Source organism: Luteimonas suaedae (assembly GCF_008312895.1).
In the GTDB taxonomy this organism is placed as follows: Bacteria; Pseudomonadota; Gammaproteobacteria; order Xanthomonadales; family Xanthomonadaceae; genus Luteimonas; species Luteimonas suaedae.
In genome coordinates, this window is record NZ_VSSP01000007.1 from 59662 (window position 1) to 77300 (window position 17639).

14 protein-coding genes are annotated in these 17639 nt (G+C 70.8%); 10 read left to right on the top strand and 4 right to left on the bottom strand.

The window, feature by feature from the left end; all coding sequences use genetic code 11:
- The first annotated feature begins 113 nt into the window (after positions 1–113).
- Both FXO19_RS11810 and FXO19_RS11815 read left to right on the top strand, forming a co-directional pair.
- On the top strand, positions 114–2339 hold the full coding sequence (locus FXO19_RS11810; protein ID WP_187775752.1) for a hypothetical protein: 2226 nt from the start codon (positions 114–116) through the stop codon (positions 2337–2339).
- A gap of 104 nt (positions 2340–2443) precedes the next feature.
- On the top strand, positions 2444–4321 hold the full coding sequence (locus FXO19_RS11815; protein WP_149195309.1) for a S8 family peptidase: 1878 nt from the start codon (positions 2444–2446) through the stop codon (positions 4319–4321).
- 326 nt (positions 4322–4647) lie between these two features.
- On the opposite strand, the gene FXO19_RS11820 is transcribed toward FXO19_RS11815, so the two are convergent.
- Positions 4648–6033, bottom strand: a complete 1386-nt coding sequence (locus FXO19_RS11820) for an FAD-binding oxidoreductase (protein ID WP_149195310.1) — start codon at positions 6031–6033, stop codon at positions 4648–4650.
- A gap of 227 nt (positions 6034–6260) precedes the next feature.
- Between FXO19_RS11820 and serA the strand changes: the two genes are divergently transcribed.
- A complete protein-coding gene (serA, locus tag FXO19_RS11825) occupies positions 6261–7502 on the top strand; it encodes a phosphoglycerate dehydrogenase (RefSeq protein ID WP_149195311.1) in 1242 nt (413 codons plus the stop codon).
- A 187-nt stretch (positions 7503–7689) separates the two neighbouring features.
- On the opposite strand, the gene FXO19_RS11830 is transcribed toward serA, so the two are convergent.
- Positions 7690–7956 (bottom strand): GlsB/YeaQ/YmgE family stress response membrane protein, encoded by a 267-nt coding sequence (locus FXO19_RS11830; RefSeq protein ID WP_149195312.1) that lies wholly within the window; start codon positions 7954–7956, stop codon positions 7690–7692.
- A 163-nt stretch (positions 7957–8119) separates the two neighbouring features.
- The gene (locus FXO19_RS11835) at positions 8120–9502 is read right to left on the bottom strand and encodes an AMP-binding protein (protein ID WP_187775771.1); all 1383 of its coding nucleotides are present in this window, start codon (positions 9500–9502) and stop codon (positions 8120–8122) included.
- Positions 9503–9629: 127 nt separating this feature from the next.
- Here FXO19_RS11835 and FXO19_RS11840 point away from each other — a divergent pair, with 127 nt between their 5' ends.
- From FXO19_RS11840 to FXO19_RS11870, 6 genes are all read left to right on the top strand, one after another.
- Positions 9630–10217: a 4'-phosphopantetheinyl transferase family protein gene (locus tag FXO19_RS11840; protein WP_149195314.1), complete on the top strand. Its 588-nt coding sequence runs from the start codon at positions 9630–9632 to the stop codon at positions 10215–10217.
- Positions 10218–10428: 211 nt separating this feature from the next.
- Positions 10429–11070, top strand: coding sequence for a 16S rRNA (guanine(527)-N(7))-methyltransferase RsmG (gene rsmG, locus FXO19_RS11845; protein ID WP_149195315.1), 642 nt, complete (start codon positions 10429–10431; stop codon positions 11068–11070).
- A 107-nt stretch (positions 11071–11177) separates the two neighbouring features.
- On the top strand, positions 11178–11966 hold the full coding sequence (locus FXO19_RS11850; RefSeq protein ID WP_149195316.1) for a ParA family protein: 789 nt from the start codon (positions 11178–11180) through the stop codon (positions 11964–11966).
- Entirely contained in the window at positions 11963–12883 is a 921-nt protein-coding gene (locus FXO19_RS11855) for a ParB/RepB/Spo0J family partition protein (protein WP_149195317.1), read from the top strand. Before FXO19_RS11850 ends, FXO19_RS11855 begins: the two co-directional genes overlap by 4 nt.
- A gap of 454 nt (positions 12884–13337) precedes the next feature.
- The gene (locus FXO19_RS11865; protein WP_149195318.1) at positions 13338–14303 is read left to right on the top strand and encodes an NAD-dependent epimerase/dehydratase family protein; all 966 of its coding nucleotides are present in this window, start codon (positions 13338–13340) and stop codon (positions 14301–14303) included.
- A gap of 265 nt (positions 14304–14568) precedes the next feature.
- A complete protein-coding gene (locus tag FXO19_RS11870; RefSeq protein WP_425481469.1) occupies positions 14569–16377 on the top strand; it encodes a DUF885 domain-containing protein in 1809 nt (602 codons plus the stop codon).
- A gap of 279 nt (positions 16378–16656) precedes the next feature.
- Here the strand turns inward: FXO19_RS11870 and FXO19_RS11875 are convergent, their stop codons facing one another.
- Positions 16657–16932, bottom strand: coding sequence for a GFA family protein (locus tag FXO19_RS11875; RefSeq protein ID WP_255516393.1), 276 nt, complete (start codon positions 16930–16932; stop codon positions 16657–16659).
- A gap of 460 nt (positions 16933–17392) precedes the next feature.
- Between FXO19_RS11875 and rpmB the strand changes: the two genes are divergently transcribed.
- Positions 17393–17629 (top strand): 50S ribosomal protein L28, encoded by a 237-nt coding sequence (rpmB, locus tag FXO19_RS11880; RefSeq protein ID WP_149195435.1) that lies wholly within the window; start codon positions 17393–17395, stop codon positions 17627–17629.
- Positions 17630–17639 lie beyond the last annotated feature (10 nt).

The window sequence follows — 17639 nt, forward strand, 5'->3', positions numbered from 1 at the left end:
GCCCTCCAGGCGGCATGGGATCGATGTCGGTACGCCCGGCATCCGCCGACGCGTCCGCGGACGGATCGGCAACCGGTTCGCCGCGATTCCTCGAACGCGGAGACACAAGCACGATGAAGTCGATTCTCTCGGCCCCGCCGGCGGCTGCCGGCATCGCGGCCGCGGCCGCCCGGCAGCCGCGGCCTTCCGGTTCCGACCCCTTTCTCGCCGGCCGCCGCACCCTGGTCCTGGCGATGTGCGCCGCCCTACCGCTGGCCTTCGCGGCGTCTGCCTGGGCCCAGCCCGTCGCCGGCGATCCCGGTCCGGCGGCGAAATCCCTCGCCGAGCCCGTGGCCGAAACGCCCGACGGGCCCGACGGCACCGGGGACACCGACGCCGCGACGCTCACCGACGCCGACATCGAGAGCATCGAGGCCGCCGAACGCTACTTCCAGGCCAACGGCGATCCGGACGGCGGCGACGACGCGCTGGCGCTCGGCGACTATGCCACCGCCGTCGGCGCCGGCAGCCTGGCGCTGGGCGCCGAGTCGCTGGCGCTGGGGCACCTATCCACCGCGGTCGGCGACTTCAGCACCGCGATCGGCTACGGCACCAGCAGCGGCGGCACTTCGGCGCTGGCGATCGGCGGCTACGCGGTGCTGCCCGAGTACAACTCCGGTTCGGCGCCGATGATCGAGATGGTGACCTCGGCCAACGGCGAGAACGCCACCGCGGTCGGCCCCGGCGCCAGCGCCGACGGCCTGGCGGCGCTGGCGCTCGGTGCCGGGGCCGAAGCGTCCGGTCCCATTTCCGTCGCGATGGGCCTGCGCGCGCAGGCGGTCGGCGGATTCTCCACGGCGCTCGGCGCCTGGAGCTACGCCGATGGGCTGGGCGCCACCGCAATGGGCGTGGCCTCGCGCGCAGAGGGCGAGAGCAGCACCGCGGTCGGCGCCGGCGCCAATGCGGACGGCTACGGCGCCACTGCGTTCGGCCAGGGCAGCTTTGCCAGCCAGGACAGCACCGCGGTGGGCAGCGTGGCCCGCGCCGAAGGCCTGCTGTCGACCGCGATCGGCCCGGGCAGCGAGGCCATCGGGTATCTCTCGGCGGCGCTGGGCGGCGGCTCGCACGCCTACGGCGACTTCTCCGTCGCCACCGGCTTCCAGGCCGCCTCGCGCGGCAGCGGCAGCGTCGCCATCGGCGAGTACGCCGAGACCGGCGGCTACCTGCCCAAGGAGCCGCCGGACGAGGATCCCGGCGGCCCCTGCTGGATCTGCCCGCCGGAAGAGGACGGCCCCATGGCCGCCAGCCCGCTCGGCGACGGCGTCACCCAGCCGGCCGACGCGGTCAACGCCGTCGCCGTCGGCCACCACGCCCAGGCCTGGGCCGACCGCAGCCTGGCGATCGGCGAGTACGCCGCCGCCTTCGCCGAGAACAGCGTGGCGCTCGGCGCCGGCTCGCATGCCGATCGCGACAACGTGGTCTCGGTGGGCGCCGGCGCCGAATGGCGCGCCTCCGACGGCACCCTGCACGCCGCGATGCAGCGCCAGATCATCAACGTCGCCGCCGGCACCCAGGACCACGACGCGGTCAACGTGGCCCAGCTCGGCCAGTTCGCGCCGGTGCTGGGCGGCGGTGCCACGCTCGTCGACGGCGTGCTGGGCCTGCCCACGTACCGCATCCAGGGGCAGGACTACTTCGACATCGGCTCCACCTTCAGCGCGATCGACAGCCGCCTGAGCGGACTGCAGGACGCCATCGACGGGACCGAGCCGGTGCCCGGGCCTCCGGGGCCGCAGGGACCACAGGGACCGCAAGGTCCGGCCGGCAGCGGCGGCGGGATCGACTACGACGACGACGGCAAATCGACGCTGACTCTGGAAGGCGAGGGCGGCACCCGCGTGCGCAACGTCGCCGACGGCACGGCCGCGACCGATGCCGTCAACAAGCGGCAGATGGACGCCGGCGACGCCGCCACCCTGGACTCGGCGCGCGATTACACGGACGTCGCGTCCACGCGCACCCTGTCCTCGGCCAAGGCCTACACCGACCAGCGCTTCACCGCGCTCAACGACGACTTCCTGCGCCTGGAGCAGAACGTCGGCCGGCGCCTGGACCAGCAGGACCGGCGGATCGACAAGATCGGTGCGATGAGCACGGCGATGATGAGCATGTCGATCAACGCCGCCAACAGCCGCAGCCCGCGCGGACGCATCGCGGTGGGCGCCGGCTGGCAGGGCGGCGAGAGCGCGCTGTCGGTGGGCTATTCGAAGGCCATCGGCAACCGCGCCTCGTTCAGCCTGGGCGGCGCCTTCACCAACGACGAGAGCTCGGCCGGCATCGGCTTCGGTCTCGACCTGTAACGCGGTTCTCCACCGCGCGACGGCCGCGGAGGCCGCGGCCGTCGTCTTCCGAACCATGCGGTGCCGGCCTTGCCGGGACCGCCGACCCACGACGAGGTTTTCCCATGCACATGTTTCTCCGCACGCTCGCCGGGCTGACGCTCGGCGCCACCGCCGCCGTGTCCGCGGCGGACGACCGCTCGCCCGCCGCCCGCGCGCCGGCATCGCTGCGCAGTCCCGGCACCATCGTCCATGCGCCGCCGCCGCGCCGGCAGTCGCCGCAGCCGGCCCGCTTCAGCCGCTTCATCGTCCAGTACCGCGATGCCGGCCGCGGCGGGCCCGCGGCGGCCACGGCCCTACGCAGGATCAACGCCGCCGCCGCGGACGCGGGGTTGGCCGCCTCCGGCGCGGCGGGCCTGCGCCTGCGGCACCTCCGCCGCACGGCCCTGGGCGGCGACGTGGTGGCCGCTTCGCGGCCGCTGGACGCGGCGGAGGCCGAGCGCTTCCTGGCGCGCCTGCGCCTCGACCCCGGGGTCGCCTTCGCGCAGCCGGACTATCTCAAGACCACGCTGGACACCGTACCGGACGATCCGCGCTACACCGACCTGCAGTGGGACCTGCACCATCCGGTCGGCGGCGTGAACGCGCCGCAGGCCTGGGACGTGTCCGGCGGCGAGGGCGTGGTGGTGGCGGTGATCGACACCGGCTACGTCGAGCACATTGATCTGTCCGCCAACCTGGTGCCGGGCTACGACTTCGTCAGCTGGTACGGCCAGCAGATCGATGGCGAAACCTACCCCGACATCGCCGGCGACGGCGATGGCCGCGACGCCGACGCCCGCGATCCCGGCGACTGGACCGACCAGAGCATGGCCGGCTGGTGCGGTGCGATCGCCCCCAGCTCCTGGCACGGCAGCCACGTCGCCGGCACGGTGGCGGCGGTGGCGAACAACGGACGTGGCATCGCCGGCCTCGCCCACGGCGCGCGGGTACAGCCGGTGCGGGTGATGGGGCACTGCGGCGGGCTGACCTCGGACATCGTCGACGCCATCGTCTGGGCGTCGGGCGGCCGGGTCGACGGCGTGCCCGACAACACCACCCCGGCCGAGGTGCTCAACCTCAGCCTGGGTTCGAACAACGCCTGTTCGGCCGATCCGGCCACGCAGGCGGCGATCGATGCCGCCCTCGGCCGCGGCGTGACCGTGGTGGTGGCGGCCGGCAACTCGGGGCAGGACGCCGCCAACCACAGTCCCGCCAGCTGCGCCGGCGTGGTCACCGTGGCCGCGACCGACGTCAACGGCGCGATCACCTACTACAGCAATTTCGGCCACAACGTCAGCCTGGCGGCGCCCGGCGGCGGCGCGCAGCCCGACGACACCGGCTGGATCTGGTCGACCGGCAACAGCGGCCAGACCTCGCCGGTGGCCAGCCCTGAGGGCGACGTGCTGATCGGCCAAGCGGGCACCTCGATGGCCGCGCCGCACGTGGCCGCCACGGTGGCGCTGATGCAGAGCGCCGCGGTCGCCGCCGGGCATCCACCGCTGACCCCGGCCCAGGCCAAGGCGGTGCTCAAGGGCACCGCCAAGCCGTTCGGCCAGGCGCCGCCGAGCAACCGCCCCATCGGCACCGGTATCGTCGATACCGCACGCGCCGCCGTCGCGGCCGCGGAGGGCTTCGATGAGGGTGACCTGGCGCTGCCGCTGACCAACCGCGTCCCGGTTAACGGCGGCGGCGGCGAGGCGGCCGAGGACCTGCTGTTCAAGGTGGCGGTGCCGGCCGGCGCGCGCAGCCTGACCCTGCGCAGCTACGGCGGCGTCGGCAACGTCGACCTGTTCGCCGCCCGCGAACGCGTGCCGACCGAACAGGACCACGACCGCGCTTCGCGGCACGCGGGTAACAGCGAGTCGGTGACGATCGCCGCTCCGGCGGCCGGCACCTGGTTCCTGCGCCTGCGCAGCGACGTGCCGTACCGCGGCGTCTCGGTGCTGGCGGTGGTGCAATAACCTCGCATCGGCGGTGCGCCGTCCGCGGCGTACCGCTCTTGTTCCCGCGCTGCGCTTTCGCGGAGCGCGCGATGTTGCGGAATCGGGAATCGGGAATCGGGAATCGGGAATCGGGAATCGGGAATCGGGAATCGGGAAAGCGTAACGCCCTTGCTCGTCATCCCGGCGAAAGCCGGGATCCAGCCTTTTGGGTACATCAAGAGCTGGATCCCGGCTTTCGCCGGGATGACGGATGACGGGCTATCGGCAGGATGATGCTGCTTTCTCGAATCCCGAATCCCTCGGCTTCGTGCGCATGGGCGCACTTGCGAAAAGGGAACGGAAATTCAGTCGAACAGCTTGCCGGGATTCATCACGCCGTTCGGATCGAGCACGTGGCGGATGCCGCGCATGACCGCGATCTCCGCCGCGTTACGGGTGCTGTCGAGATAGGGCTTCTTCACCAGGCCGATGCCATGCTCGGCGGAAATGCTGCCGCCATGGCGCCGCAGCAGGTCGGCCAGCAGTTCGGTGACGCGGCCGCACTGGGCAATGAACGCCTCGTCGGCGAGATCGTCGGGCTGCAGCACGTTGATGTGCAGGTTGCCGTCGCCGATGTGGCCGAACCAGACCACGTCGAACTGCGGGTAGGCCTCGGCCAGCAGCGCCTGCGCCTCGGCGAGGAAGGCCGGCATCGCCGAGATCCGCACCGCGACGTCGTGCTTGTACGGCCGGTAGCGCGCCACCGCCTCGGTGATGCCCTCGCGCAGGCGCCACAGCTGCTGCGCCTGCGCCTGGCTCTGGGCGATGGCGCCGTCGAGGATCCAGCCCTGCTCCATGCACGCCTCGAACGCGGCCAGGCCCGCGGCCTGCTGCACCTCGTCGGCGGCGTCGAACTCGGCGACGACGTAATACGGATGCACGTCGTCGAAGGGATTATTGCCACCGTGCGCCAGCACGTGCCGCAGGCCGCGGTCGGTCAGGAATTCGAACGCCTGCAGCCGCAGCCGCGCACGGAATTCGGCGAACACCCGCATCAGCACTTCGAACGAGGGCAGCGCCAGCAGCATGGTCTGCGCCGGCGGCGACGGGTCGGTCAGCTTCAACATTGCCTCGACGACGATGCCGAGCGTGCCCTCCGAGCCGATCGCCAGATGCCGCAGGTCGTAGCCGCTGGAGTTCTTCACCAGGCCGCGGTTGAGCTCGAGCAGATCGCCGGTGCCGGTGACCAGCTTCAGGCCGGCAATCCACTCGCGGGTGTTGCCGTAGCGGATCACGCGGATGCCGCCGGCATTGGTGGCGATGTTGCCGCCGAGCGAGCAGGAGCCGCGGGCGCCGAAGTCGACCGGATACAGCAGGCCGTGCGCGGCCGCGGCCTCATGCACCGCCTGCAGCGCGATCCCCGGCTGCACGGTGAGCGTGCGCTCGACGGCGTCGAATCCGAGCACGCGGTTCATCCGCTCCAGGCTGACCACCAGCTCGCCGTGCGCCGCGACCGCGCCGCCGGACAGGCCGGTGCGCCCGCCGGACGGCACCAGCGCCACGCGCTGCGCGTTGCCCCAGCGCACGATCGCCTGCACCTCCTCAATACTGCCGGGCAGCGCGATCGCCAGTGGCGCCGGCGTCCAACGCCGGGTCCAGTCGCGGCCGTAGTGCTCGAGGTCGGCCGGCTCGGTCTTCAGGTGCAGGCCGGGGATGGCCTGGCGCAGGGCATCGAGACGCGGGTCGTTCATCGGGAGCGGTCGTGTTGAGGAAGAAATGGCGGATACGCTTGCCGACTACGTGGGCCCAAATCCGTTCCGTCGTACCCGCAACATCAGCGCCGTTGCGGAACATCCTTGAATGCCGCCTACGCGGGCAGGACGGCCGGAGGAGGCCAGGTACGCGCGGCACGTTGTTGCGATGCAGCGACACGCCAAGCATAGTGCACGATCCCCGTTCCCGCCGCGCGACCACCGCGATGACGCTCCCGAAGACCTCCTATCCCAAGCAGGACATCCGCATCTTGTTGCTGGAAGGGATCAGCCAGACCGCGGTCGACGCGTTCCGGGCCGCCGGCTATTCGCAGATCGAACTGCACGACAAGTCGCTGCCCGACGCCGAACTCAAACGCGCGATCGCCGAAGCGCACCTGGTCGGGATCCGCTCGCGCACGCAGTTGAGCGAGGACGTGCTGGCGCATGCGCGGCGGCTGATCGCGGTCGGCTGCTTCTGCATCGGCACCAATCAGGTCGACCTGGAGGCCGCGGAACTGGCCGGCATCCCGGTGTTCAACGCGCCATACTCCAACACCCGCAGCGTCGCCGAGCTGGTGATCGCCGAGACGATCCTGCTGATGCGCGGGATCCCGCGCAGGAACGCCGAATGCCATCGCGGCGGCTGGTCCAAAACCGCCGCCGGCAGCCACGAGGTGCGCGGCAAGACCCTGGGCATCGTCGGCTACGGCCACATCGGCACCCAGGTCGGGGTGCTGGCCGAGTCGCTGGGCATGCAGGTGCTGTTCCACGACATCGAAGCCAAGCTGTCGCTGGGCAATGCCCGCGCCGCCGCCGACCTGTACGAGCTGCTCGCGCACAGCGACGTGGTTTCGCTGCACGTGCCGGAAACGCCCGCCACCCAAGGCATGTTCGGTGCCGCCGAGATCGCGGCGATGAAGCCCGGCGCGCACCTGCTCAATGCCTCGCGCGGCAGCGTGGTCGACATCGACGCCCTGGCCGCGGCGCTGCGCGACGGCCGCCTCGGCGGCGCCGCGGTCGACGTGTTCCCGGTCGAGCCCAAGGGCAAGGACGAAGCGTTCGAATCGCCGCTGCGCGGGCTCGACAACGTGATCCTCACCCCGCACGTTGGCGGCAGCACCCTGGAGGCGCAGGACAACATCGGCCTGGAGGTCGCCGCCAAGCTGATCCGCTACAGCGACAACGGCTCGACCCTGTCGGCGGTGAACTTCCCCGAGGTCGCGCTGCCCGGGCACGAGGGCAGCCGCCGCATCCTGCACATCCACCGCAACGTGCCGGGCGTGCTGTCGCAGGCCAACGACCTGTTCCGCGAGCACGGCATCAACATCGACGGCCAGTACCTGCGCACCGACAGCAACGTCGGCTACGTGGTGATCGACGTCACCGCATCCGAAAAACAGGCGGCGGACCTGAAGAGCGCCCTGGCGGCAATCCCGGGCACGCTGCGCACGCGGGTACTTTATTGAGAGCCGTGATTGGTGATTCGTGATTGGTGATTCGCAAACGCCAAGAAGCCGCCGCGCGGCTGCTCCTACTAATCACGAATCACGAATCACGAATCACCAATCACGGATTAATCACCAATCACGGCCGCAAAAACAAAGGCCCGGCAATGCCGGGCCTTTGGTCACCGCGGAACCTTGGGTGCGACTTTCAGCGCACGCGGCCGCGGCGGAACAGGTTGACGATCGCCAGCAGGATGATGGCGCCGAGGAGCGACACGATGACGCTCATGATCGAAATGCCTTCGTTGATCGAGGGCGCGCCGAGCAACGGACCGATGAGCCAGCCGCCGATGAAGGCGCCGATGATGCCGACCACCACGTTGAGAATGATGCCCTGCTGCGCATCGGTCTTCATGATCAAACTGGCGAGCCAGCCGACGATACCGCCCACGATCAACCAGATGATAATGCCCATGCTCCGGACTCCTTAGCGTAACGAAAGGGATTTAAGACGCCTCCCCTATGTGTGGGGGCGGGAGTCAGTCTGAACAGCCGTACGTGATGGCGACGTCAGCGGAAACCCGGCGCGGGCATGGGGCGCTGCCCGCCTGCAAGTCCTTGATACCGCAGGCCGGTCGCTATTGCATGCCGCCCTGCAACAGACGCAGCAACGCCGCGCGCGGCAGTTTTCCGGTCTCGTTGCGCGGCAGTGCGGCGACGCGGCGCAGCCGCCGCGGCAGGAATACCGGATCGACGCTGCGGCGCAGGGCCGCGTGGATCGCCGCCACGTCCAACTCCGGCGCCACCACCAGCGCGGCGATGCGGCGCACGCCGCCGGCATCGCACTCGTCCAGCTGCAGCACCACGCCATCCTCGACGCCAGGAATCGCCAGCAGCCGACGCGTCAGATCGCCGAGCGAGGCACGCTTGCCGGCGATCTCGAGCAGGTCGGAGCGGCGACCGCACAGCAGGAAGCGGCCATCCGTCTGCAGCTCGACCAGATCGGCCAGTGTCACCGGCGCATCGAGATGTCCGCCGTCGACCTGGGTGCCGTCCGGCTGCGGATGCAGGCGCACGCCGGGCAGCGGCGTCCAGGCCTGTTCGCGGGCGGTGCGGCGGCGGGCGATGATGCAGGTCTCGGTGGAACCGAACACCTCCCGCACCTCGCAACCGAAGCGGGCCTCGGCATCGACCGCCAGCGCCTGCGGCAGCGGCGCGGTGGCGCTGACGATGCCGGCCAGCGGCGGCAGCGCGACCGTCGATTCCAGCAGCGCGCGCAGATGCACCGGCGTGGTCACCAGCAGGCGCGGCGCCCGCGTCTGGCGCAACGCGGCAGCGATATCGCCGGGAAAGAACGGGCGCGCCGCATGCACCGCGGCGCCGGCCAGCAGCGGGAACAGCACCGACATCTCCATGCCGTACATGTGCTGCGGCGGCACCGTGGCGACGATCTCCGCCGTCGCATCCCGCGGCCACAGGCCGGCGAGCGCGGCGAGGTTCTGCACGGTGCCGGCGCGGAATCCGCGCCAGCGCTTGCGGTTCGGCGTCGGCGCACCGGTGCTGCCGGAGGTGAAACCGATCGCCGCCAGCGCCGCATCGTCGATCGTCGGCGGTGGCCCGTCGGCGAGCGGCAGCGGATCGGGCATGTGCACGAAGTGCGGCAACGGCGACAGCGACGGCGCATCGCAACCGCACGGCGCGCAGTCGCCGAGGCAATAGCTGTCGGGATGCTGCGCGCGCACCTCGTCGATCGCCGCGCGGGTGCGCGACGGCGGCAGCAGCGTCGTCTGTCCGCGCAAGGCGACGGCGCAGAACGCCACCAGAAAGCGGTAGCGGTCCTCGCACAGGTTCACCGCGCAGGCGGCGTGCGGCAGGCACGCGGCCAGGCCGTGTACTTGGGCGAAGAACGTGCCGAGCGTGATCCGCTGGTCGCCGACGATCGCCAGGATCCGCGACGGATCGCCCACGGCGAGCGGATGGCGAGGACCGGGGTGGGCGGACGGCGATGGCTGGCTGGCGATGACTGCGGACATCCTGATGAGCTGCATGGCGGGCTGCGCCACATCCTCCTGCTGTGCCTTCGCGACGTTCGCCGCTTCCCCGCCGATAGCTTACGCTGCGGCCCCACGATCCGGTCAAACCGTTTTCATGTCCCTGTCTCCCGGCCAACTGCGGCTCGAGCGCGTGCGCTGCGCCTGGCGGCCCTATCGGCGCGGCGACGCCGCCGAGCCGCAGGTGCGCACCTGGCTCGAGGACACGCTGGGTCTGGCGCCCGAGGCGCTGGTCCTGCAGCGCAGCGCCCACGGCCGCCCGCAGTTCGGCGCGCCGCCGCAGTCGCGCGACGTGAGCTGGAGCCACAGCGGCGACGGCCTGTTGATGGCGCTGGGCGAGGACGTGCGCCTGGGCTGCGACCTGGAATGGCTGCGGCCGCGGCCACGCGCGCTGGAGCTGGCGCGGCGCTATTTCACCACCGCCGAGGCGGACCGGCTGGCCGCGCTGGCGCCGGCACGGCGCGAGGCTGCCTTCGTGCGCCTGTGGTGCGCGAAGGAAGCGGTGCTCAAGGCCTATGGCCGCGGCATCGCCTTCGGCCTGCACCGGCTGGAATTCGGCGAGCGCGACGGCGCCCTTGCGCTGCTGGCCTGCGACCCGGCGCTCGGCGCGCCCGCCGACTGGACGCTGCACGGATTCGTGCCCGCGCCCGGCTATCTCGCCACCCTGGCCTGGCGCATTCCGTAGGAGCGCGCCGCGCCAAGCAGTCCTTTCCGTCGCGGTGAGGAGCGGGCCGTCGCCACGGGTTTCGCCAATGAATAACCGAGGCTTCAAGCCCTTGATCTTGTCAGCCCATTGCGAAAGGCTCGGTTGCCTATTTGCACTGCCCGTGGCGACGGGCCTGATCTCACCGCGGCGAAAAAGGCTGCTTGGCGCGGCGCGCTCCTACAATGGCAGGATGCCGGACACCATCTCCCCGCAGCTGCACGACACCTTGAACGCCGGCCTCGACGCGCTCGGCCTCGACCAGGCGCTTGCGACGCCGCTGCTGGCCTACCTCGACCTGCTGCTGCGCTGGAACCGCGCCTACAATCTCACCGCGATCCGCGACCCCGGGCAGATGGTGGTGCGGCACCTGCTCGATTCGCTGGCGATGCATCCGTACCTCGCCGCCACCGGCACCCTCGCCGACCTTGGCACCGGACCGGGGTTGCCCGGCATCCCGCTGGCGATCGCACACCCGGCATTGCAGGTGACGCTGGTCGAATCCAACGGCAAGAAGGCACGCTTCCTGCGCGAGGCGGTGCGGACGCTGCCCCTGGACAACGCCCGCGTGCTGGAGTCGCGCGCGGAGGCGGTCGATGCGCCCGGCGCCTTCGATGCCATCACCGCCCGCGCATTGGCGACCCTGCCCGGGATCCTGGCCGTCGGCGGCCACCTGCTGGCGCCGGCCGGCCGCCTGCTGGCGATGAAGGGCGCGCCGCCGGACGCCGAGATCGCCGCCCTGCCGCCGGGTTGGCACCTGGAGGCGCTGCATCGGCTGGCGGTGCCGGGGCTGGCGGCCGAGCGTCATCTTGCGGTGGTGCGGCGATCGCCGTAATCGGCCGCCGGCGACCGGCGGCCTGTCCCGGTGGCGGCTCTCCTGCATAATCCCCGGTCCGGCCCCGGTTCGCGGCCGGCATCCCGCATCTCGAGGTTCCGGAGCCCATGGCCCGCATCATCGCCATCGCCAACCAGAAAGGTGGCGTCGGAAAGACGACCACCGCGGTCAACCTGGCCGCTGCGCTGGCCGGCACGCCGCGGCGGGTGCTGCTGGTCGATCTCGACGCGCAGGGCAACGCCACCATGGGCAGCGGCGTCGACAAGCGCGAGCTGACGGCCTCGACCTGCGACGTGCTGCTCGAGGAGCAGCACGCCGATGCCGCGATCGTGCGCACCGAGGAAGGCTTCGACCTGCTGCCGGCCAATGCCGACCTCACCGCCGCCGAGATCGAGCTGATGGACGAGGAAGGCCGCGAGCAGCGGCTCAAGCGCGCACTCGACCCGCTGCGCGCGAACTATGACTTCATCATCATCGACTGCCCGCCGGCGCTGTCGCTGCTCACGCTCAACGCGCTGACCGCCGCCGACTCGGTGCTGGTGCCGATGCAGTGCGAGTACTACGCGCTGGAAGGCATCACCGCGCTGCTGCAGACCATCGACGCGCTCAAGGGCCGGCTCAACCCGGCGCTGGAGATCGAAGGCGTGCTGCGTACCATGTACGACGTGCGCAACAACCTCACCAATGCGGTTTCGAACGAACTCGTCGGGCATTTCGGCGACAAGGTGTTCCGCACCATCGTGCCGCGCAACGTGCGCCTGGCCGAGGCGCCCAGCCACGGCCAAAGCATCGTCGGCTACGACCGCGGCTCGCGCGGGGCGATCGCCTATCTCGGCCTTGCCGGCGAAGTGGTGCGGCGCCAGCGCGAACGCGATCTCAAGGAGAAGGCGGCATGACCGCTGCGAAACAGAAGACCGCCCCGGCCAAGAAGCGCGGCCTCGGGCGTGGGCTGGAAGCCCTGCTCGGCCCCAAGGGCGCCGAGACGGCACCGGTGCTGGAAGCCACCGCGGCCGACACGCTGCAGACGTTGCCGGTCGATGCGCTGACGCCGGGCAAATTCCAGCCGCGCCGCACCATGGACGAGGGCAAGCTCAACGAGTTGGCCGAGTCGATCCGCGCGCAGGGGGTGATCCAGCCGATCGTGGTCCGCGACCTCGGCGGCCGCCGCTTCGAGATCATCGCCGGCGAGCGCCGCTGGCGCGCCTCGCAGCGCGCCGGGCTGGCCGAGGTGCCGGTGGTGGTGCGCGAGGTCGACGACCGCACCGTGGTGGCGATGGCGCTGATCGAGAACATCCAGCGCGAGGATCTCAACCCGCTGGAGGAAGCGCAGGCGCTGCAGCGGCTGATCGAGGAATTCATGCTGACCCATGCGCAGGCGGCCGAAGCGGTCGGGCGCTCGCGCGCGGCGGTGTCCAACCTGCTGCGGCTGCTGGAGCTGCCGCCGGCGATCCGCGCATTGCTGGAGGCGCGGCGGCTGGAGATGGGCCACGCGCGCGCGTTGCTGACGCTGTCGCCGGAGCTGGCGGGCAAGCTGGCGGCCGAGGCCGCCGAACACGGCTGGTCGGTGCGCGAGGTCGAGCATCGCGCGCAGCAGTTCGCCGAGGGCCGCATCCCGGCGCGCAAGAAGGCCGGCAGCAAGCCGAAACCGCAGCAGGCGGACATCGCCGCGTTGGAGAACGAACTGGCCGAGACCCTCGGTGCCAAGGTCAGCATCGCCCACGGCCGCGGCAACAAGGGCCGGCTGGTGATCCACTACAGCGACCTCGACACCCTGGATGGCCTGCTGGAGCGGCTGCGGGGCAAGCGCGGCTGATTCGGCGAGTCGGCCTTAGAGAAGAGTCCTGAAACGGGACTGGTCAAGGCAAGGCATGCGCCGCCTGGACGCGGCAGTTGCATTTCCTTTCTCCCTCCGGGAGAAGGTGGCCCGAAGAGCCTGCCCCCGAATGCTTTAGTCGGGGCGCCGGATGAGGGTACGGCGAAGCGGCAGCGGTCTGAACCATCGCGGCTTCGCCGTACCCTCACCCCAACCCCCGCTCCGCGCCCCGGTCCGTGCCAGCGGAACGGACGCTCCAGCGCACGCGCGTCAATGGCGCGCAAGCCGCGCGCTCTCGCCCCAAAGGGAGAGGGGCTCAAAATCGCACCTTGGCCTGTAAACGAAGCACCACGGGAGCGACGGCAATCACGACGCCCGGTGAAGGACCAGTCAGGGTCACCGTCGCTTCCACGGTTACCATGCCCGCTGCTGCCACCCAACCGCCCACGCCCCCATGCCTACTCTCGTCACCGGCGCGGCCGGTTTCATCGGTGCCTACGTCCTGCGCGCGCTCGCCGCGCGCGGTGAAGCCGTCGTCGGGCTCGACAGCTACAACGACTACTACGACCCGCAGCTCAAGCGCGACCGCGTCGCCGCGCTGTGCGCCGATGCCGACATCCGCCGGCTCGACCTGTGCGACCGCGACGGCCTGGCCGCGCTGTTCGACGAGATCGCGCCGACCCGGGTGATCCACTTGGCGGCGCAGGCGGGCGTGCGCTATTCGCTGCAGAACCCGCATGCCTACGTCGACAGCAACCTGGTCGGCTTCGTCAACCTGCTGGAGCTGTGCCGGCACCGCGGCATCGAGCATCTGGCGTATGCCAGTTCGTCCTCGGTCTACGGCGACTCGGCCACGCCGCCGTTCTCCGAGGACCAGCGCATCGACCGCCCGCGCTCGCTGTACGCCGCGACCAAGGCCGCCAATGAACTGATGGCCTATACCTACGCGCAGCTGTACGGCCTGCGCGCGACCGGTCTGCGCTTCTTCACCGTGTACGGCCCATGGGGCCGGCCGGACATGGCGCCGTTGATCTTCAGCCGCGCGGTGCTGGCCGGACGTACGATCGAGGTCTTCAATCACGGCCGCATGCGCCGCGACTTCACCCACATCGACGACATCGTTGCCGGCGTGCTCGGCGCCTTCGACCATCCGCCGCAGGACACGCCGCCGCACCGGGTGTTCAACCTCGGCAACCACACACCGGTGGAGCTGGAGGCCTTCATCACGGTGATCGAACGCGCCGCCGGCCGCGATGCGCAGAAGGTCTATCGCGGGATGCAGCCCGGCGACATGGTCGAGACCATGGCCGACACCCGCCGCGCGCACGCCGCGTTCGGTTTCGAGCCGTCGACGCCGATCGCCACCGGGCTGCCGCCGGTGGTGGCCTGGTGCCGCGAGTATTTCGGCGATCGCGCTTGATCGGGAATCGGGAATCGGGAATCGGGAATCGGGAATCGGGAATCGGGAATCGGGAAAAGCATCGTCCGCCCGTCATCCCAGCGCAAGCTGGGATCTATTTGCTGTTGCTCTCGCTTATCGAAAGGCAAAGATCAAAGTGGATCCCAGCTTGCGCTGGGATGACGGTCCGGACGCTTTCCGGCTGCTACCAACTACTGGCTACAGCTGATCCGCTCTCGGCCCCTGCGACTTCCGGCCCACGCGCCGGATTCGCCTGGATGCGATGATGCCGGCTGGTACCGCCGACGGATCCGAACACGTGAAACGCACCCTCTCCGCCCTGCTGCTCGCACTCCTTTTCCTCGCGCCCGCCGCCTGGGCGCAGCCCACGGACGCCGACGCCGCATTCCAGGCGATCCACGAGAAGGAATGGGCCTGGCGCGAAGCCGAGTTCAGCCACGACGACGAGGACACCGTCGCAGCCGCCGACCGCCGCCTGACCGACGTCGGCGCCGAAGCCCAGGCGCGCCGACTGCAGGTCTGGGAGGACGTGCTGCGCCAGCTCGACACGATCGATCCGGCCCGGCTCTCGGCCGAGAACCGCGTCAACCTCGCGGTGTACCGCCCGCAGATCGAGAACCTGGCCGCCAGCATCCGCGTGCGCGCCTACGAGATGCCGTTCAACTCCGACAGCTCGTTCTGGGCCAACCTCGGCTTCATGACCCGGCGGCCGTTCGCGGACCCCAACGACTACCGTGCTTATGCGGCGCGCCTGCGCGACGTACCACGCTACTTCGACCAGCACGTCGCCAACATGCGCGCCGGCCTCGCCCGCGGCTTCAGCGTGCCGCGCGCGGTGCTCGACGGCCGCGACGTATCGATCGCCACGGTCGCGGAGCTCGAGGATCCGGAACAGGCGAACTTCTGGACGCCCTACGAGCGCATGCCGGCGTCGATCCCCGCCGCCGAACAGGAAACCCTGCGCGCCGAAGGCCGCGCCGCGATCCGCGAGGCGGTGATCCCCGCCTTCGCGGAACTGCTCACCTTCTTCCGCGAGGAATACGTGCCGCAGGCGCGCACCACCCTGGCCGCCGAGGCGATGCCGGACGGCGAGGCGTTCTACCGCCAGCAGATCCGCGAATACACCACGCTGGACCTGTCGCCGGAAGAGATCCACGCGATCGGCCTGGAGGAGGTCGCGCGCATCCGCGCGGAGATGGACACGGTGATCGAGCGCACCGGCTTCGACGGCGACTTCGCGGCCTTCCTCCGGTTCCTGCGCACCGATCCGCAGTTCTATGCCAAGACCCCGGAGGAGCTGCTGCACCGCGCCGCCTGGATCGCCAAGCGCGTCGACGGCGAGATCGGCAAGTTCATCGGCACCCTGCCGCGCGGGCGCTTCACCATCATCCCGGTACCGGACGACATCGCCCCGTACTGGACCGCCGGCCGCGGCGGCAGGGGCACCTACTGGCTCAACACCTACGACCTGCCGTCGCGCCCGCTGTACAACCTGCCGGCGCTGACCCTGCACGAAGCCGAACCCGGGCACGCGCTGCAGGGCGCGCTGGTGGCCGAGCGCGAGGACGACTGGCCCGGATTCCGCGGCGAGTACATCTCCGCCTACGGCGAGGGCTGGGCGCTGTACACCGAGAAGCTCGGCCAGGAGATGGGCATCTACGAGACGCCCTACGAGGAGTTCGGCCGCCTGACCTACGAAATGTGGCGCGCCGCGCGCCTGGTGATCGACACCGGCGTGCACCACAAGGGCTGGACCCGCGAGCAGGCGCTGGCGTTCCTGCGCGACAACACCGCCCTGTCCGAGCACGAGGTCACCACCGAGGTCGATCGCTACATCTCCTGGCCGGCGCAGGCGCTGAGCTACAAGCTCGGCGAGATCGCGATCGTGCGCCTGCGCGAGGAAGCCGAGCGCGAACTGGGGCCGAAGTTCGACATCAAGGCCTTCCACGACGCGGTGCTGGCGCAGGGCGCGGTGCCGATCCCGCTGCTGGAGTCGCAGATCCGCGCCTTCGTTGCCGAGAGCAAGGCGACGCCGGCCGCGGCGGCCGCGGACGACCAGACGCAGGCGCCCTGAGCGGCGCAGTCACGGCACCGGAAAGCGCCGGTCGAAAACGGCGGAACGCACTTCGGCTGCCTATGCATGCCTCGGTCCGGCTTCGGCCCGGAGTCGGACCGGAAACCCTCCCGCGGACCGGGCGGGAGCGGTACCGCAAACCGCTGGTTCGCTCTCAATCGATGTGTTCGACGCCGGCTTCCTCGGCGAACGCCAGCCATGGATGGCGCCGCGCCTCATAGATCGAAACCCCGGGCGCCGGAAACCCGGGATCGGCGAAGGCGCCGACCGGCACCGCGATCAGGTCCGGCGCGTTCTCGATCGTGTACCAGAGCGTGCTGCCGCAGGCGGGCAGAAGCGATAGGTGACGCGGTTGCCGCCGTCGGCGGTGCGGACGTATTCCGAAACGGGCCCCTCGCCGAACGCCACCCGCTCGCGCGGGAAGCGCGCCTGCACCCCGAAGGCGCTGCCGGTGCGACGCTGGCAGGCCAGGCAGTGGCAGACCGACACGCGCACCGGTTCGCCCTCGCAGGCGAGCTGCAGCCGGCCGCAGCGGCAGGTGGCGGTTCGGGCCATCGGGACGTCTCCTGGGCGGAGCCGCCAGCGTATCGCCGATCGCCTCCTGCCAGGCAGGTGCCCGTAGGAGCGCGCCATGCGCGCGATGCCGCGGGGGCCGGCCGGCTCCGGTGGAGACCGCGCTGCGGGACCGGCAGGCGCGCCGGGCACCGGAGTTCGTGGGCGGCGCCATGCCCGCGGCATCGCGCGCATGGCGCGCTCCTACGGCGGCCGGCCCCGCCGCGTGCCGACGACCTCCCCGGCCGCGCGCCCAAGTGCTTGCGGCACAAGGGGAATCCCGACATAATGCCCGGCTCGCTGTGTCCGGCCCGCCTGTCGCGGGGCCCGGAAACCGCTCGGAAGCGCGATCTCCGGCCGGTCCGCGCAGCGAATCCAGACCCGTATCGCGCCGCGGTGGCGACACCCGGGGGCCGACGCTTCCCTGGCCAAGGGAGGCACAACCGATTTTCTCGAGGTGCGTATGTCCCGAGTATGCCAAGTGACCGGCAAGCGAACGACGACCGGCAACAACGTCTCGCATGCCATGAACCGAACCCGCCGCCGTTTCCTCCCGAACCTGCACGAGCGCCGGTTCTGGGTTGCCAGCGAGAACCGCTGGGTGAAGCTGCGCGTTTCCGCCAAGGCCCTGCGCACCATCGACAAGAACGGGATCGACTCCGTCCTCGCCGACCTCCGCGCACGCGGCGAAAAGATCTGAGGAGGACTGA

Bases quoted from the DNA above. Each gene is read 5' to 3' on its own strand.
- FXO19_RS11810 (WP_187775752.1), top strand. From the start codon at position 114: ATGAAGTCGATTCTCTCGGCCCCGCCGGCGGCTGCCGGCATCGCGGCC.
- FXO19_RS11815 (WP_149195309.1), top strand. From the start codon at position 2,444: ATGCACATGTTTCTCCGCACGCTCGCCGGGCTGACGCTCGGCGCCACC.
- FXO19_RS11820 (WP_149195310.1), bottom strand. From the start codon at position 6,033: ATGAACGACCCGCGTCTCGATGCCCTGCGCCAGGCCATCCCCGGCCTG.
- serA (WP_149195311.1), top strand. From the start codon at position 6,261: ATGACGCTCCCGAAGACCTCCTATCCCAAGCAGGACATCCGCATCTTG.
- FXO19_RS11830 (WP_149195312.1), bottom strand. From the start codon at position 7,956: ATGGGCATTATCATCTGGTTGATCGTGGGCGGTATCGTCGGCTGGCTC.
- FXO19_RS11840 (WP_149195314.1), top strand. From the start codon at position 9,630: ATGTCCCTGTCTCCCGGCCAACTGCGGCTCGAGCGCGTGCGCTGCGCC.
- rsmG (WP_149195315.1), top strand. From the start codon at position 10,429: ATGCCGGACACCATCTCCCCGCAGCTGCACGACACCTTGAACGCCGGC.
- FXO19_RS11850 (WP_149195316.1), top strand. From the start codon at position 11,178: ATGGCCCGCATCATCGCCATCGCCAACCAGAAAGGTGGCGTCGGAAAG.
- FXO19_RS11855 (WP_149195317.1), top strand. From the start codon at position 11,963: ATGACCGCTGCGAAACAGAAGACCGCCCCGGCCAAGAAGCGCGGCCTC.
- FXO19_RS11865 (WP_149195318.1), top strand. From the start codon at position 13,338: ATGCCTACTCTCGTCACCGGCGCGGCCGGTTTCATCGGTGCCTACGTC.
- FXO19_RS11870 (WP_425481469.1), top strand. From the start codon at position 14,569: ATGCCGGCTGGTACCGCCGACGGATCCGAACACGTGAAACGCACCCTC.
- FXO19_RS11875 (WP_255516393.1), bottom strand. From the start codon at position 16,932: ATGGCCCGAACCGCCACCTGCCGCTGCGGCCGGCTGCAGCTCGCCTGC.
- rpmB (WP_149195435.1), top strand. From the start codon at position 17,393: ATGTCCCGAGTATGCCAAGTGACCGGCAAGCGAACGACGACCGGCAAC.